Source organism: Streptomyces sp. NPDC043427 (genome assembly GCF_056436655.1).
Genome location: NZ_JBWKCC010000010.1, coordinates 225,033 through 241,409, shown reverse-complemented (window position 1 = coordinate 241,409; position 16,377 = coordinate 225,033). Strand labels below are relative to the sequence as shown.

Below are 16,377 nucleotides of genomic sequence, written 5' to 3'. Positions count from 1 at the left end.
CCATGGACTTCACGGCCATTCTCACCGACGCCCTGCGATCGGGAATCGGCTCCATCGCCGCCATCTACGCGCTCGCCGCGATGGGGCTGAACCTGCACTTCGGTTACACCGGGCTCCTCAACTTCGGTCAGGTCGGATTCATGCTGGCCGGCGGCTATGGTCTCGCCATCACGGTGTCGACGTACGACGGCCCGATGTGGCTGGGCGTCCTGGCGGGAATGGCCTGCGCGACGGTGCTGGCCCTGCTGCTCGGCCTGCCCACCCTGCGGCTGCGCGCCGACTACCTCGCGATCACCACGATCGCGGCGGGGGAGACGCTGCGGCTGTTCTACCGGTCCAGCTGGGCCGAGCCGGTCACCGGTGGGGTGTTCGGGCTGCAGAGGTTCGCGAACGACTTCTACGCGCTCAGCCCCGTCGAGCGCGGCACGTACGGCGTGTGGCTGGTGAGGTTCAGCTCCCGCGACCTGTGGGTGATGATCGTCGGATGGGCGCTGGTGCTCGTGGTCGGAGTGCTGCTGGCCCTGCTGATCCACAGTCCCTGGGGGCGGGTCGTCCGGTCGATCCGTGAGGACGAGGTCGCCGCGCGCAGCCTCGGCAAGAACGTGTACGCGTACAAGATGCAGAGCCTCGTGCTGGGCGGCGTCATCGGCGCTGTGGCGGGCATGATGCAGGCGATCCAGGTGCAGTCCGTCAACCCGGACAACTTCGATCCCGGCGTCACGTTCTTCCTGTACACGCTGCTCGTCCTCGGAGGCGCGGGGCGGATTCTCGGGCCGGTCGTCGGCTCGATCCTGTTCTGGTCCGTCCTGAGCTTCCTCGACAGCGCGCTCCGCCAGGCCATCGGCGCCGGGTACGTCTCGTCGGACCTCATCAGTACGTCCGAGGTCGGCGCGGTGCGCTTCGCGCTGGTCGGCATCGCCCTGATGCTGCTGGTCGCGTTCAGGCCGCAGGGCATCCTCGGCAGCCGGAAGGAGATGCTGCTCAGTGGCCGCTGACACTGTTCCCGAGCCGGGAGCACGCAAGCCGGACCCTCTGCTGGTCCTGGACCAGGTGACCCGCACGTTCGGCGGCCTCGTTGCCGTGCGCGTGGCACACCTGGAGGTGCAGCGGGGGGCCATCACGGCGCTCATCGGGCCCAACGGCGCCGGCAAGACCACGTTGTTCAACGTGGTGAGCGGGTTCGACCGGGCCGATGGCGGCAGCTGGTCGTTCGACGGGCGGCCGCTCACCGGCGCCCCGGCGCACCGGGTGGCGCGGCGGGGACTGGTCCGTACGTTCCAGCTCACCAGGACGCTCGCCCGGCTCACCGTGCTGGAGAACCTGCTGCTCGCCGCGCCCGGGCAACGTGGCGAGCGGGTGCTGCCCGCGCTGCTGCGGCCGCTGTGGCACGGGCAGGAGCGGGAGCTCGAGCGCCGGGCCGACGAACTGCTGGACCGGTTCCGGCTCGGCCCCCTGCGCGACGACCACGCCGGCACGCTCTCCGGCGGTCAGCGCAAACTGCTGGAACTGGCCCGCGCGCTGATGGCCCGGCCGGTCATGCTGCTGCTCGACGAGCCGATGGCCGGGGTGAACCCCGCGCTGACCCAGTCGCTGCTCGGGCACATCACCCAGCTGCGTGACGAGGGGCTGACGGTGTGCTTCGTCGAGCACGACATGGACGTGGTGATGGGCATCAGCGACTGGGTGGCCGTCATGGCCGACGGCCGCCTGGTGGCCGAGGGGCCCCCGCGCACGATCGGCCGGAACGCCGCCGTCGTGGACGCCTACCTGGGCAAACGGCACGACGAACCGGAGGCCACCGAGGAGAGGGAGGACTAGCCGTGTCCGCCGAAGAGCAGCAGCCGGTGCTGGCGGCCGACGACATCGTCGCCGGTTACGTCCCCGGCGTGGACGTGCTGCGCGGATGCACCATCGAGGTACGGCCCGGCGAGGTGGTCGGTGTGATCGGCCCCAACGGCGCCGGGAAGTCGACGCTCGTCAAGGCCGTCTTCGGGCTGCTGCGGGTGCGCGGTGGCACCGTGCGGCTGCGCGGTGATGACGTCACCAACCGGCCCGCGCACGAACTGGTCCGGCGGGGCGTGGGCTACGTACCGCAACTGCAGAACGTCTTCCCCACGCTGACCGTCGAGGAGAACCTGCGGATGGGCGCCTATCTGCGGCCCAGGGAGTACGCGCGGCGGGTCGCGGCGGTGCAGGAACTCTTCCCCGTGCTGGCCGACCGCCGGAAGCAGAAGGCCGGCGCGATGTCCGGCGGCGAACGCCAGATGCTCGCAATGGCCCGCGCCCTGATGACACAGCCGCAGCTGATGCTCCTCGACGAGCCGTCGGCCGGCCTGTCACCGCTCCATCAGGACCATGTCTTCGACCGGTGCAGAATGATCAACAGCGCGGGCGTCGCCGTGCTCATGGTCGAGCAGAACGCCCGCAGGTGCCTGCAGTTCTGCGACCGTGGCTACGTTCTCGACCAGGGTTGCAACGCGCACACCGGCACGGGCACGGCACTGCTCCACGACGAGAAGGTGATCGAGCTCTACCTCGGCACGCTCGCCCGTGTCCGTTGACGCCCTCAGCCCTGGGTCGTGCTGATCTCGGTGCGCAGGGTCTGCAGCTGTCCCTTGTTGTCGTAGCCGTACACCTCGATGGTCGCCTGGCCGGGTTCGCCCTTGTCGGTGAAGTCGAGCGGGCCGCTCACACCGTCGTAGTCGATGTTCTTGCCGTCGGCGAGCAGCTCCTTGCAGGCGGCGAACGAAGTGCACTTCTGGCCGTCCCTGGTGATCCCGTTCATCTCCTTCACGTACTCGGCCGGGTCGTCGGACTTCGCCTTCTCGGCGGCGAGCGCGATCGTCGTCACGCAGTCGAACACCTGCGGCGCGAACTGCAGCTCCTTCAGCTTCGGCGCGAACTTCTGCAGATCCTTCACGTACTGCTCGTTCGTCGCCGACGCCGGCGCGGTCCCCTTCATCCCGGCGAGCCTCTCGGGCTGATCCGGGGAGACCAGTGAGGCCAGCTCCTCGCTGCGCAGTCCGTCGGCGCCGTAGACACCGATCCGGTCGGGTCCGAGCCCGGATTCGATCATGCCCTGGAGGATCTGGGTGCCTTCCTCGAACGCGATCACCACGGCGGCGTCCGGCCTTGCGTTCTCGACCTTCTGTACGACCTGGTCGAAGTTGCTCGCCTTCGGGTCGTACGTCTCGGCGAGCGCCACCGTCGCACCGCGGTCCTCGAGCGTCTTGCGGGTGCTCTCCATCAGGCCGCGCCCGTAGTCGTCCGCCCGTGCGACCAGGGCCACCCGGTCGTGGCCGTCGTCGCGGACGACGTCCGCCAGGATGGGCCCCTGCAACGCGTCGCTCGGGGCGGTACGGAAGTAGTACCCGTCGTCCTCGTAGTCGGTGAAGGTGGGTGCGGTGTTCGACCCCGAACACTGCACGACGCCCGCTCCGGTCACCCGGTCGATGAACGCCAGGGACATGCCGGAGGCCGCGGCGCCGATGACCGCGTCCACGCCCGAGGCGAGGACCCGGTCGGCCGACTGCGCCGCGACAGCCTCCTGGCCCGCCTCGTCACTGGACACCACAGCCGGTACGGGCTTGCCCAGAACCCCACCGGCGTCGTTGATCGTCTGGATCGCGAACTTCAGGGACTCGATCTGCGGCGGGCCGAGGTAGGCCAACTGTCCCGTCTCCGGCAGGACGTAGCCGAACTGGAGCTCCCCGTCGCCGGGGTCGGCCCGGGCCGTGCCGGTCGAGCCGCAGACGGCCACCACCAGAGCGGCCGCGCTTGCGAAGATCGCGGACCGCCGTATCGACGCTTTCATCTCCGCCTCCGCTCGGTACGGGCGGCGGTGGTCGACAGGCCGGCCACCGCCCGCCTCCGTAATTGAGCGTAGGACTCATTCGGAGGTGCGAAAAGTGCATATTTTACTGCTTTGCGAAATGCTGCGCCGAGATGCGCCTGTTCTACGACCTTTCTCGGCGCGCCGAGACCAACCGCGACGACACGGCGAAGGACGCCAGGTCGGCCAGAAGGGCCTCCGCCACGTGTTCTTCGAGGATCGCGGTGCCGTGGTCCTTCAGGGCGGGCGCGAGGTCGGCGTCCCAGGGGGCGTCGGTGATACGGCCGGGCGGTGGGCCCGAGGGGGACCGGGCGTGAGCCGCGCGGTAGTCGGCGGTGGACATGCGCCAAGGAGTCGCACCCGTGGCAGCGAGGACATGCGCGGTGATGCGCAGGCCCTCGCCGTCGAAGTCACCGTGATGGCGCAGCGCGGCGCCCGCGGCGGCGAGCCGGCGCAGCAGCAGGACGACCGCGCTGTTCGGCCAGCCGGCCGTGCACACCAAGGGTGGGCAGGCGGGGCCGAAGCGGCGCAGGGCAAGGGCGAGGATGCTGGGATTCTCGGTGATGTGCACGTCCGTCGTCGGCAGGAACAGGTCCCCGGGCTCGCGGAGCTGGGCCAGCGACAGATGCGTGGCGTGACCGGCGTCCGCGTACGCGGTCAGGGCACGGGCCACCGGACCGGTGCCGGTGGGGCGCAGGCCCGCGGAGAGGACCGTGGTGGACAAGGCGTCGTCCGCGACGCCGGCCAGGTTCCACAGGGCGCGACGGTCGGCCGCTGAGGCGGGCGGTTCGGTGTCGTGCAGGGCGGCCAAGGCGCGCAGCACCGTACCGGCCAGGCGGCTGCCGTCGTCCAGGGCGTGGGCGTCGCCGAGGTGGGCGGCGGCGAACACCGGCAGTGGTTCGCCCTGGGCGGGCAGGGCCGCGAGGACCGTCAGGGCGTCGCCCAAGAGGCGGCGGGTGGCCTGGACCGATCCGCGGACGGGACCCGAGCGGCGCAGGTGCGTCGCCCACGGGACCAGTGCGGGCTGGGCGGTGATCACGGGGTGGGCGGCCAGCCATTCCCAGAGCGCGGCGCGTTCGGCGCGGCCGGCCTCTCGGGCCGCCGCCCGGTCGCCGAGCGGGCCGACGATCGCCTCGCAGACTTCGCGGCTGTCGGTGCCGACGGCCTCGGTCAGCACCTCGTCCAGGCGAGCCAGTGTCACCGTCGTACGGGCCTCGGGAAGCCGGTCCAGGCCGAGCAGGTCGGCGAGCGCCTCCCGGGCCGGGAGGTCCAGTGGCCCGAGCGTGATGCGGCCCACCGGGCGGCCGGAGGACAGTCGGTCATGCACCGCCCGCCACAGCGGCGCCAGTTCGGGCCGGTCCAGGGCATGTCGGGCAGGGCGGCTCATGCGGGGGCCTCGTCGGGCAGCAGACCGAGACCGTCCCAGACGAAGCGGGCGGTGGTGACCGCGTCGTCGTCCCTGTCCGTGATCAGCTGGTGCACGGCGATGCCGTCGAGTTCGCGGTACGTGCACCACTCGTGGTCGGAGGTGAGGAGCAGATCGAGGTCGAGGGAGCACAGCAGGGCGAACACCTGCCCGCGGTTGGTGGCGTCGACGCCGACGAACACCTCGTCGAGCAGGATCAGCCGGGGCGCCTCGGGCACCGCGTGGTAATGCGCGGCGACCGCCGCGAACAGCGGCAGGTGCAGCGCGATGGCCTTCTCGCCACCCGAGAGCGCGCCGTGCAACTTCTTCGTCAGCAACTGCCAACCCGAGCCGTCGTTCCCGCGGTCGAGCCGCACCACGAACTGGTGCCAGGCGGTGTAGTCGAGGACCTGCGCGAGCTGCTCCTCCCAACTACCCGCCCTCTGCGTGGTCCTGGCCTCCTCGATGCGTTCGCGGAAGAACCGGTGCAGAGCCTCGTGGTCGGCGTCGGTGAGCCGCACCGGGTCCTTCAGCAGCAGGTCGCGGGCGGCCCTGGTGCCGGGCGGCAACGCCGGGTCGACCTGCCACACCAGCTGCACGGCGACGCGGGAGGCGGTGCGGACCCGTTCCAGGCGGGCGTTCATCGCGTCGACGAGTTCGTTCGCCTGGCGGATGCGGGCGGCGAGGTGGCGGCGGGTGTCCCCGGTCAGGATCCGGTCGAACAGGCCGCGCTCACCGGCGGTGATGTCGTCCTGCCCGCGGTCGCGTTCCTCGGCCAGCGCGGCGAGGAGACCGGACGCGCCCAGGAGCGCGCCGTCGAGGGAGGCGGTGAGAACGTGCAGGTCCTCCTCGGCCTCCAAGTGGACGTCGGTGCGCTCACTGAGCGTCTCGGCGGTGGCGTACCGGGTCTCGGCGAGCCGCTCCAGAGCGTCGGCGATGTTCTTGGCGGAGTGCGGTACGCCGGGCCAGCGTGCGGCGATGGCCCGTGCGGCCTCCAGTGTGGCTGTCACCCTCGCGTCCGCGGGCAGCCGGACTCCGTCCGCGCCGGCGTCGTCGGCCAGGCCGAGCGCGACACAACGGCGCAGCCGTTCGGCGGCCGTGTCGCGGACGGTGAGCGCCGCGTCCCGGTCCTTCGCCGCGGTGGCGCGTCGACTGTCCAACGAGCCGATGCGAGAGGCCAGTTCGAGCAGGGCCTCGTTCAGTTGTCGTGCGGTGCGGTCGGCGACGCGGACCTCGGCGCGCAGTTCCTCGATGCGGGTGAGGACGTCCTGGTACGGGGCGCCCGCGGTGTGCTCGGCCTCCTCCAGGGCGGCGGTGAGCGAGCGCACCTCGGCGTCCGCTTCCCGGGCCCACGCCTCGCGCTCCTCGGCGGTCCGGCCCGCACGGGCGGCACGCTCTTCGGCCTCGGCCGCGGTGTGCGACGCGGTGGTGAGTCGCACGGAGGCCAGCAGCCACTGGCCGGCCGCCTCGCGCAGCGTCTCGGTGTGATCGGCGAGTCGGTCCAGGGCCTTCGCGTCGGTCGGCAGACCGTGCTCCGCGGCGAGGGAGTCCAGAGCACGCAGCGCCCTCGTCACCTCGCCCTCGCGCGCGGCGAGAGTCGCCGCCGCGGTGTGGACGGCGTCGCCGCGGGCCGCGACGTCCGCCTCGGCCCGGTCCAGGGCGCGGCGGGCGGCAGCCACCGGGGCGTGGTCCGGTCGTCCGTGCCGCTCCAGGTCCAGGGCGCGGCGGCGGTCGTCGAGCAGCGCGAGTTCGGAGTCGCAGACATGGATCTCCGCGTCCAACTCACTTATTTGCGAGGCCAGTTCCTCGATGCGTCGACGGCGGGTGCGCTCGCGCGCCGAGGCGCCGATATGGGCGGACTCGGGCTTGGCCCAGCTGCCGGTCGCGGCGGCGAGCCGCCAGGTGCCGTCCGCAGCGACGGCGGCCGCCGGGCCGATGGGGAGCGTGGCGCCGTACGCGATCGACGCCAGCAGCCGCTCGATGCGCTCGGCCGGTACGGGAGCACCGGGCTCCGGCCGAAGGACATCGGTGAGATCGCGGCCGCCCGGGGGCGCGGCGGACCACTCCGCCTCCGCCAACGTGTCGTGTCCGGCGGCCACCAGCCCGGCGAACGGGCCCACCCAGGCGTCGAGCAGTCCCGATGCCTCCAACGCGGCCTCCACGGCGGCCTGTTCAGCGGCGGGCACGGTGTCGTGGAAGGCGACCAGCCGCCACAGCGGTGCCCCGTGCAGCGCGGTGCGGTCGGCGGTACGCGTACGCGGCGGCTCGGGCGGCAGATCGGGCGTACCTTCCAGGCGGGCCACCTCCTCGGCCGCCCGTGCCCGCTCGGCGGTGAGCGCCTGGCGGCGCTGCCCGGTCATGGTCTCGGCGGTGGTCAGCTCCCGTTCGACGGACCGTGCCGCCGCTTCCGTGACCGCCAGTACCTCGGACTCGGAGTCCGCCCGTTCCGCCAGCTCCTGGAGGGCTTCGGGAGCGAAGCGCAGCTCGACACAGCCGAGCGCCCACTCCCGAAGCCGGGCGGCCTGCGCCCGGACCGCCTCCTCGTAGACCCCGGACGTCTCCTCGCACCGTTCGCCCGCCTCGGCCTGCGCCGCCCGCGCCAGCTCCAGGACCTCCTCGGCCGCCGTCCGCGCACGCACCGCGCCCCGGTGGGTGTCCACGGCGCTGCGCACCTCGGCGATCTGGCCGAGCCGGCCACGAACCGCGCCGGAGACCAGCTGCCGGGCCCGGTTCTCCCCGCCGTCCGCGAGCGCCGCCGCCGTCTCGGCGCACGCCGCCGTGAGACCGGCCGCCCGCCCGGCCTGCCAGGCCTCGTCCTCGGCGGTCCGGGTCCGTCCTCGCTGAGCGTCGGCCTCCTCGCGGGCCGCGAGCGCCCGCCGCCCCTCCTCCTCCACCTCGGCGCGTGCCGCGTCCGCCACGGTGCGCCGGTCCTCGGCCGTGGAACGGGCCTCGCCCACCTGGCGGCGCAGCCGGTCCAGCTGTCGTCCCTGGCGGTACTCCTCGGAGTCGGTCAGCACCTCGATCCGGGACCGCAGCTCTGCGGCCAGCTCCTGGCACTCGACCGACTGCCGCTCGGCAGCGGCACGTTCGCCGGCCGCGCGTTCGTACGCCTCTTCGGTCTCGCGGGCGGCGCGGGTGAGATTGTCCATCTCCGTGGTGGCGGAGATCAGGTCGGCAGCGCGGGCCCGCAGGACGCGTTGCGCGTACGTGCGCTGCCGCTCGGCCAGCTTGCCCGCGGCCTCCACCCGCTCATCCATGTCGGCCAGTTCCTCGCGCTGCCGGTCCAACCGCTCGAAGCCGTCCGCCAGTTCCGAGATCTCGTCACGGTCCAGCGGCGGCAGGGCACGGGAGAGCAGCGTTGACAGCAGCGACGGATCGAGCCGTTCGGACAGCTTCGGCGTGCGCAGTTGCAGCAGCGCCGTGATCAGCGCGTCGTACCGCTGCTCGGACAGTCCCGGGAACAGGGTCTGGCGCACCGCCGCCCGGTAGTCGGTGGCCGTGTCGTGCACCTCGCCCCGTCCGGCCAGCGCCTCCTTCAACGCGGCGACGGTCAGCGGCTGCCCCGCCTCGCCCACGAGCGCCGGCCCGTCCTCCTGGCCGACACGGGCTCGTACCGTGAAGAAGTCGGCCCCCACCGATGTCGTACGGGACGTGGCCTGGAGCCGCGCGCCGATGGTGAACCACTGCGTGTCGTCGCCGCGGTCCGCACGGAACTCCAGCCACACGTAGCCGACGCGGGTGACACCGGTGGCGCCCTCGCCCATGAGGTTCCAGTGCATGGTGCGCTCGCTGCCGCCGAACGTGGAGAGCCGGTGCGGTTTGAGGCTCGCGTCGAACAGGAAGGGCAGCAGCAGCTCCAGCGCCTTCGACTTGCCCGTGCCGTTGGGCCCGCGCAGCAGCAGCCGTCCGCTGTGGAAGGTGAACACCTCGTCGTAGTACCGCCATACGTTGAGGACACCGGCCCGTGTGGGGCGCCAGCGCCCCGCGTCCTCTCCGCGTGGCTCCGGGATCCCCGTCAGCTCGGTCACCGTCATCACGCGTCTCCTTCCCGCTCCTGGCGCCGGCCGACGCCCGACACCCGGTAGCGGGCCGCGGCGGGGCGGGCCTTGACCCAGTCGTCGACGCGGCGCACCAGGCCGAACCGGACCAGGATCCGTAGGGCGTCCTCCGCCAGCCGTACGGCGCCGTCCTCGGAGCGATAGGCCTTGCCCCAGCCGGGGAAGCGGGCCAGCAGCCCCTCCGCGTCGGCGGCCAGCCGTGCGACGGAACAGCCGTCGGGCACCTCGGTGACCGAGTCGAGCAGGAGCAGCGCGGCGACCTTGGCGTGGGAGGAGTCGTCCGGGAACTTCTCGTCCGTGGCGACGGCCTCCGGGTCGGCGAGCAGCCAGCCCTCGGCGCGCTCCTCCAGGACGAACCCCGCCTGCTCGGCGGCACGCCGCATGACCTGCCGCCCCGTCAGTGAGGACAGATAACCGAGCTGCGCCCCGCTCAGCTCGTCCCGGTACACCACGGGATCGTCGAAGAGCCGGCGCAGCACCGTGTGCCGCAGCCACAGCGTGTGCTGTGCCGCCGACGCCCCGTCCTCCCCGGTGCCGTAGCGCCGCTCCTTCGTGAGCGCTGCCAGCAGCTCTCCGAAGCGGGCGGGGGCGGCCTCGGGCGCGGTTTCGACGGTGGCGGAGATCCGGGACGGGCTTCCCGGCGCCGCCAGCAGACGCATCAGCAGCCCGGACTGCACGCGGTACAGCACCTTCGCGTCGGCCGACTCCGCGTACGACTCGGTCGCGCCGTCGAGTACCGTGACCACCCCGTACGACTCCAACAGGCGCAGGACGTCGACGAACGCCGTCCGCTCGGCGCGCTGCGCGGTGTCGAACGCGGGCAGCGCCTCGTCGGCGGCCACGGCCCGCGCCACCCGGTCGGCCAGCAGGCCCACGGTCGTCACCGGCACCGACAGCAGTTCGGCGCAGGTGACACACAGCAGGACGTAGCGGCGGCGGTCCAGTGGCGCGCGGCCCGCGCGCAGGCGGCGCGCCGGACGGTCCCCGTCGGTCGCGGTGCCGTACGTGCGGACCTTCGACAGGCGGGCGTATCCCTGGCGCACCTCGACCTCCAGCGGCCAGCCCAGCGTGTAGTCGAACCACCGGGTGAGCGGCTCACGACGGCGGCGCACCAGGTCGAACGCGGCCGGGTCGTCCTTCTCGGTCAGCAGGGGACGGGTCAGCAGGGTACGGATGCCGCGCGCCACCTCCTCGCGCTCGGCGACGACCAGTTGGTTGGCGAGGTTGCTCATCCGGCCTGCCGCTCCTGATGAGGACCGCTGCCGGGCTTCCGTTGCGCTGTCCCGCCCGCCGGACGGATCTCGACGACGTAGTCCGGGGCCGTCAGGCGTCCGTGCGCCGTGCTCAGCACCGCCTGCCCCGCCCCGTCCGGCGGGTGCAGCAGCACCTCCACGCGGCCGTCCCCGGTGATCGCGCGCCGTAGCCCCGCCGTGTCGGGGCGCACCGCAAGTGCCCGGCCCAGCAGGTCCAGCAGTCGCTCGAACACACGGTGGTCGAGCTCCGCGAAGTGCGACAGCCGTACCGGGGCGGAGGTGCGCAGCAGGTCCCAGGCCGCCTCCAACTCCGCCCGCTCGGCACACGCCCGCTCGGCACGGGCGGCCTTCACCGCCGTCACGTCGCGCACCCGGCCGGTGCGTGTGAACCGCTCCGTACGCCCGCTCGAACGCAGCAGCACCGACACCTCCACCGGTGGGGCCTCGCCCCAGCTCACCGACGCCGGCACGACCTCGGGGTCGGGGTGGACGAGGTGGGCGTGACGGGCGGAGCCGAGCCCGAACGCCGTCGCCCACAACCCGTGCAGGGCCTCGTCCGACGGGGCGAGCGCGAACCAGCGCGCCAGCTCCCGGAAATCCTCCGCGGCACTCGACGACCTGAGCCGGGCCTGGTTGATCCGGTCCAGGACCTGCAGCAGCGTCACGATCGCCCGGCGCGCCACGTGGTGCAGCTGCTCCACCCGGGCCGGCGCACCGTCCTCGGGCAGGAACCAGGCACGCAGCCCCTCCCAGCGGGCCCGCCGGGCCTGCAGCCACGCGGGTGCCGGATCGCCGCCCGCCTGTGGCGGCAGCTCGGCGCCGGCCAGGGCTCGCTCGTGCAACCCGGCGACGCCCAGTTCCTCGATGCGCGACACGGCGCCCGCGATGGTGTGCGCGCGCTGGTCGAGGTGGCTGAGGAACTCCTGCAGATATGCCACCGTCGCGGCCTTGACCTCGCGGAAGACCGTCAGATCCACGCCGTCGGTGTGCAGCAGACGCTGCAGTTCACCGTTGAACTGCTTGGTGTTGGAGCGAAGGGCTTCGAGGTGCCCTTCCAGCTCCTGGACCGTGGTGAAGAGCCGCCGGTCGGCCGAGGCGGGATCCGCCAGCAGCGCGGCCAGGGCGTGCAGCCGGTCGGCGATCGCGTCCAGGACCGCTGTCTGGAGGGCGCCGGACGAGGCGAGAACGGCCAGCGTGTGCTGCACTCCGGCGAAAGCGGCCTCGCCGTGGCGGGTCAGGGAATACTGCAGGTTCCGCCGCTCGTATTCCTCCGCCGTGCGGTAGTTCCCCGCGTGGTTCTGTACGGCGTCCAGCAGGCGCCACTCCCGCAACTGCCGCAGCGCCGCCACCAGGTCGTCATCGGTGAGCGCGTCGAACCAGCCCAGGCCGCGCAGCCACTCGCGTATCTCGTCCAGGGACAAGGCGGTCACCAGTCGCTCGTTCGCCTCCCCGAAGGCGTGCAGGATCGCGCTGTACAGCGGCGCCCGCTCACCCGTCGTGAACCGGAACATGTCGGCCGGAACCCGCAGTACCTGCTCCACTCCGCTCTCGCCGCCCCCCGTCTCGCTCATGACTCCGACCAGGGTACGGGGAGGCTCCGACACATACGGGTGCATCCGCGGCCGCCCCGCCTTTTCGTGGCAGGCCCACCCGGCGGCGCGTAACGTGACGTCTCATGAAGATCCTCATCAGCGCCGACATGGAGGGCGCCACCGGCGTCACCTGGCCGGCCGACGTGTTGCCGGGGACGGCGCAGTGGGAGCGGTGTCGGGGGATGTTCACGTCGGATGTGAATGCCGCGGTGCTGGGGTTCTTCGACGGTGGTGCGGATGCGGTGCTCGTCAATGAGGCGCACTGGACGATGCGGAACCTGTTGCTGGAGCAGCTGGACGAGCGGGTGGAGATGCTGACCGGGCGGCACAAGTCGCTGTCCATGGTGGAGGGTGTGCAGCACGGTGACGTGGATGGCATCGCGTTTGTGGGGTACCACGCGGGTGCCGGGATGGAGGGCGTGCTCGCGCACACCTACCTCGCGAACTCCATCACCGGGGTGTGGCTGAACGACGTACGGGCGAGTGAGGGCCTGCTGAACGCGCGGGTCGTGGCCGAGTACGGGGTGCCGGTGGTGCTGGTGACCGGGGACGACGTGGCCTGCGAGGACGCGCTCGGGTATGCGCCGGAGGCGTTGAAGGTGGCGGTCAAGGACCATGTGTCGCGGTACGCGGCCGTGTGCCGGACGCCGGCCCGGACCGCCGCGGACATCCGGGCGGCGGCGAAGGCGGCGACCGATCTGGCGGTGCGTCATGAGTCGGTGCGGGGCGGGCCGTTCACGGTTGCCGTGGAGTTCGACGCGGAGCATCTGGCGCTGGCCGCGACCGTCGTGCCGGGCGTGGGTCGCGTCGGGGAGCGGAAGGTGGCGTACACCAGCGGCACCATGTACGAGGGGATCCGCACGTTCAAGGCGGTCACCACGATAGTGGCGGCGGCGGTGGAGGAGGAGTATGGCTGACGCACAGGCGAGGGACGAGGTCGTCCGGTTCACCTCGGAGCTCATTCGCATCGACACCAGCAACCGGGGCGGCGGGGACTGCCGGGAGCGGCCCGCAGCCGAGTACGCGGCCGAGTGGCTGGCCGAGGCGGGGGTGGAGCCGACGCTCCTCGAGCGCGTCCCGGGGCGGACCAACGTCGTCGCCCGGATCGAGGGGACCGATCCCTCGGCGGCGGCGTTGTTGGTGCACGGTCACCTCGACGTGGTGCCCGCGGAGGCCGGGGACTGGAGCGTGGACCCGTTCTCCGGGGAGGTCCGTGACGGGGTGGTGTGGGGCCGGGGCGCGGTCGACATGAAGAACATGGACGCCATGATCCTGGCCGTGGTGCGCGCCTGGGCGCGGCAGGGCGTGCGACCTCGGCGTGACCTCGTCCTCGCCTTCACCGCCGACGAGGAGGCCAGCGCCGAGGACGGCGCCCAATTCCTCGCCGACCGGCACGCGGAACTGTTCGAGGGCTGTACGGAGGCGATCGGCGAGTCCGGCGCGTTCACCTTCCACGACGGTGCCGGGCGCGAGATCTATCCCATCGCGGCGGGGGAGCGCGGCACCGGCTGGCTGAAGCTGACCGCGCGCGGGCGCGCCGGGCACGGCTCGAAGGTGAACCGGGAGAACGCCGTGACGCGGCTGGCCGCCGCCGTCACCCGTATCGGCGCGTACGAGTGGCCGCTGCGGCTCACTCCGACCGTCAGCGCCGCACTCACCGAACTCGCCGCGCTCTACGGCATCGACGGCGGCCTCGACGACGTCGACGCACTGCTGAGCAAGCTCGGCCCGGCGGCCTCCCTCGTCGAGGCGACGGTCCGCAACAGCGCCAACCCGACCATGCTGGAGGCCGGTTACAAGCTCAACGTGATCCCGGGGGAGGCCGTCGCGTACGTCGACGGACGGTACCTCTGGGGCGCCGAGGACGAATTCCGCGCGACCCTCGACGAACTCACCGGCCCCGACGTCGACTGGGAGTTCCGCCATCACTCGGTCGCCCTCCAGGCACCGGTCGACGCTCCCCTCTACGCCAAGATGAGAGCCGCCGTCCAGGAGTTCGCGCCCGAGGGGCACGTCGTGCCGTACTGCATGTCCGGCGGCACCGACGCCAAGCAGTTCTCCCAACTCGGCATCACCGGCTACGGGTTCGCCCCGCTGAAGCTCCCGGAGGGTTACGACTACCAGGCCCTCTTCCACGGCGTAGACGAGCGCGTCCCCGTCGAGGCGCTCCACTTCGGCGTCGACGTCCTCGACCGCTTCCTGCGGACGGCCTGAGGGGAGCGGGGAGAACGTGCAGACCCTGGCGTACGGTTCGTGGCCCTCGCCCATCGACGCGGCCCTCGCCGCCGCGCACGACGGGCAACCCGAGTACGTCGGCTTCGTCGGTGACGAGGCATGGTGGACCGCACCGCGGCCGACGGAGGGCGGCCGCCGCACCCTCGTACGGCGACGCGCGGACGGCAGCGAGGAGTCGGTGTTGCCCGCCCCGTGGAACGTGCGCAGCCGCGTCATCGAATACGGCGGGCACCCCTGGGCCGGCGCCGTGCGGGACGACGGCCGGCCGCTCGTGGTGTTCGTGAACCACGCCGACCAGCGGCTGTACCGGTACGAAGTCGGTGGCGAGCCCCAACCCCTCACCCCCGTCTCACCGGTGGGTGGCGGACTGCGCTGGGCGGAGCCGCTGCTGCGCCCCGAGCTCGGTGAAGTGTGGTGTGTGCTGGAGGAGTTCACCGGCGACGGCCCCACCGACGTACGCCGGGTCGTCGCAGCGGTCCCGCTGGACGGGTCGGCCGCGGGGGAACGGGACGCCGTACGCGAACTCACCGACGACCGGCACCGGTTCGTCACCGGGGTGCGGCTCTCGCCGGACGGGCGGCGGGCAGCCTGGCTCGCCTGGGACCATCCGCGCATGCCGTGGGACGGCACGGAGCTGGTCGTCGCCGAGGTGGCGGAGGACGGCCGGCTGCGCGAGCCGCGCACGGTGGCCGGCGGGCCGCAGGAGTCCGTCGCGCAGGTCGACTGGTCGGCGGACGGCCGTCTCCTGTACGCGGCCGACCGTACGGGCTGGTGGAACCTCTACCGTGACCACGAGCCGGTGTGCCCCCGCGAGGAGGAGTTCGGCGGGCCACTGTGGAAGCTCGGGCACCGCTGGTTCGCGCCGCTGGCGGGCGGACTGGTCGCCGTCGTGCACGGCCGCGGTGCCACCGCGCTCGGCATCCTCGACCCGGAGACCGGCGAGGTCGTCGACGCGGCGGGCCCCTGGACCGAGTTCGCGCCCGCCCTCGCGGCGCACGGGGACAGGGTCCTCGCCGTCGGAGCCGGTCCGCGCAGCGGGTACGAGGTGGTGGAGCTCGACGCCCGCACCGGCCATGCCCGTGTCATCGGGGCCGCGCACGACGACGCCGTCGACCCGGTGTACTACCCCGAGCCGCAGATCCGCACCTTCACCGGACCCGCCGGACGCGAGATCCACGCCCACGTCTACCCGCCCCACCACCCGGGTTGCGCGGCGCCCAGTAACGAGCTGCCGCCGTACGTCGTGTGGGCTCACGGCGGACCCACCAGCCGTGCGCCGCTCGTCCTCGACCTGGAGATCGCCTACTTCACCTCGCGCGGGATCGGCGTCGCCGAGGTCAACTACGGCGGCTCCACCGGGCACGGCCGCGCCTACCGGGACCAACTGCGGGAGCAGTGGGGCGTCGTCGACGTCGAGGACTGCGCGGCCGTCGCGCTCGCCCTCGCCGACGAGGGCACCGCCGACCGGGCCCGGCTCGCGATCCGCGGCGGCAGCGCGGGCGGCTGGACCGCGGCGGCCTCCCTCGTCACGACCGACGTCTACGCCTGCGGCACGATCATCTATCCGGTCCTCGACCTGGCCGACTGGGCCGCGGGAGGCACCCACGACTTCGAGTCGCGCTATCTGGACACCCTGGTCGGACCGCCCGACCTGGTGCCCGGACGGTACGCCGAGCGCTCGCCCGTCGAGCACGCCGACGGTGTCACCGCGCCCTTCCTGCTGCTCCAGGGTCTGGACGACGTCATCTGCCCGCCCGCCCAGTGCGACCGGTTCCTCGACCGCCTGTCCGGGCGGGGCGTGCCGCACGCCTACCTCGCCTTCGAAGGAGAGGGCCACGGCTTCCGGCGCGCCGAGACCATGGTGCGCGCACTGGAGGCCGAACTCTCGCTGTACGCCCAGGTGTTCGGGCTCAACCCGCCCGGCGTCCCGACGCTGGAGCTGACCACGTGAAGGCACCCAGATGAAGGCACCCAGATGAAGGCACCCAGATGAAGGAAACCA

At 72.5% G+C, this 16,377-nt stretch carries 11 protein-coding genes; 6 read left to right on the top strand and 5 right to left on the bottom strand.

Features of this window, described 5'->3' with window-relative positions:
• Nucleotides 1–2: 2 nt before the first annotated feature.
• The 3 genes from AC067M_RS19410 to AC067M_RS19400 are packed head-to-tail and all read left to right on the top strand — an operon-like array spanning nucleotide 3 to nucleotide 2,561.
• Entirely contained in the window at nucleotides 3–995 is a 993-nt protein-coding gene (locus AC067M_RS19410; protein WP_478698209.1) for a branched-chain amino acid ABC transporter permease, read from the top strand.
• Complete coding sequence (locus AC067M_RS19405; protein WP_478698208.1) at nucleotides 985–1,818, top strand: ABC transporter ATP-binding protein; 834 nt, start codon at nucleotides 985–987, stop codon at nucleotides 1,816–1,818. The genes AC067M_RS19410 and AC067M_RS19405 overlap by 11 nt, the downstream gene beginning before the upstream one ends.
• 2 nt (nucleotides 1,819–1,820) lie before the next feature.
• Nucleotides 1,821–2,561, top strand: coding sequence for an ABC transporter ATP-binding protein (locus AC067M_RS19400; protein WP_478698207.1), 741 nt, complete (start codon nucleotides 1,821–1,823; stop codon nucleotides 2,559–2,561).
• Nucleotides 2,562–2,566: 5 nt separating this feature from the next.
• On the opposite strand, the gene AC067M_RS19395 is transcribed toward AC067M_RS19400, so the two are convergent.
• From AC067M_RS19395 to AC067M_RS19375, 5 genes are all read right to left on the bottom strand, one after another.
• Nucleotides 2,567–3,814 carry an ABC transporter substrate-binding protein gene (locus AC067M_RS19395; protein ID WP_478698206.1) on the bottom strand — a complete coding sequence of 416 codons (1,248 nt, stop codon included), beginning with the start codon at nucleotides 3,812–3,814 and terminating at the stop codon, nucleotides 2,567–2,569.
• Between the two features lie 142 nt (nucleotides 3,815–3,956).
• On the bottom strand, nucleotides 3,957–5,219 hold the full coding sequence (locus AC067M_RS19390; protein WP_478698205.1) for a TIGR02679 family protein: 1,263 nt from the start codon (nucleotides 5,217–5,219) through the stop codon (nucleotides 3,957–3,959).
• Nucleotides 5,216–9,271, bottom strand: a complete 4,056-nt coding sequence (locus AC067M_RS19385; RefSeq protein ID WP_478698204.1) for a TIGR02680 family protein — start codon at nucleotides 9,269–9,271, stop codon at nucleotides 5,216–5,218. Before AC067M_RS19385 ends, AC067M_RS19390 begins: the two co-directional genes overlap by 4 nt.
• Complete coding sequence (locus AC067M_RS19380; protein ID WP_478698203.1) at nucleotides 9,271–10,527, bottom strand: TIGR02678 family protein; 1,257 nt, start codon at nucleotides 10,525–10,527, stop codon at nucleotides 9,271–9,273. Before AC067M_RS19380 ends, AC067M_RS19385 begins: the two co-directional genes overlap by 1 nt.
• A complete protein-coding gene (locus AC067M_RS19375) occupies nucleotides 10,524–12,119 on the bottom strand; it encodes a TIGR02677 family protein (RefSeq protein WP_478698202.1) in 1,596 nt (531 codons plus the stop codon). The genes AC067M_RS19380 and AC067M_RS19375 overlap by 4 nt, the downstream gene beginning before the upstream one ends.
• Before the next feature lie 104 nt (nucleotides 12,120–12,223).
• Here AC067M_RS19375 and AC067M_RS19370 point away from each other — a divergent pair, with 104 nt between their 5' ends.
• The 3 genes from AC067M_RS19370 to AC067M_RS19360 are packed head-to-tail and all read left to right on the top strand — an operon-like array spanning nucleotide 12,224 to nucleotide 16,326.
• Entirely contained in the window at nucleotides 12,224–13,057 is an 834-nt protein-coding gene (locus AC067M_RS19370) for a M55 family metallopeptidase (protein ID WP_478698201.1), read from the top strand.
• Nucleotides 13,050–14,354, top strand: a complete 1,305-nt coding sequence (locus AC067M_RS19365) for a M20/M25/M40 family metallo-hydrolase (protein ID WP_478698200.1) — start codon at nucleotides 13,050–13,052, stop codon at nucleotides 14,352–14,354. Before AC067M_RS19370 ends, AC067M_RS19365 begins: the two co-directional genes overlap by 8 nt.
• Before the next feature lie 16 nt (nucleotides 14,355–14,370).
• Nucleotides 14,371–16,326, top strand: coding sequence for a S9 family peptidase (locus tag AC067M_RS19360; RefSeq protein WP_478698199.1), 1,956 nt, complete (start codon nucleotides 14,371–14,373; stop codon nucleotides 16,324–16,326).
• Nucleotides 16,327–16,377: the final 51 nt, after the last annotated feature.

Coding starts and splice junctions, on each gene's coding strand:
- AC067M_RS19385 (WP_478698204.1), bottom strand. CDS start 9,271: ATGACGGTGACCGAGCTGACGGGGATCCCGGAGCCACGCGGAGAGGAC.
- AC067M_RS19365 (WP_478698200.1), top strand. CDS start 13,050: ATGGCTGACGCACAGGCGAGGGACGAGGTCGTCCGGTTCACCTCGGAG.
- AC067M_RS19390 (WP_478698205.1), bottom strand. CDS start 5,219: ATGAGCCGCCCTGCCCGACATGCCCTGGACCGGCCCGAACTGGCGCCG.
- AC067M_RS19410 (WP_478698209.1), top strand. CDS start 3: ATGGACTTCACGGCCATTCTCACCGACGCCCTGCGATCGGGAATCGGC.
- AC067M_RS19380 (WP_478698203.1), bottom strand. CDS start 10,527: ATGAGCAACCTCGCCAACCAACTGGTCGTCGCCGAGCGCGAGGAGGTG.
- AC067M_RS19395 (WP_478698206.1), bottom strand. CDS start 3,814: ATGAAAGCGTCGATACGGCGGTCCGCGATCTTCGCAAGCGCGGCCGCT.
- AC067M_RS19375 (WP_478698202.1), bottom strand. CDS start 12,119: ATGAGCGAGACGGGGGGCGGCGAGAGCGGAGTGGAGCAGGTACTGCGG.
- AC067M_RS19370 (WP_478698201.1), top strand. CDS start 12,224: ATGAAGATCCTCATCAGCGCCGACATGGAGGGCGCCACCGGCGTCACC.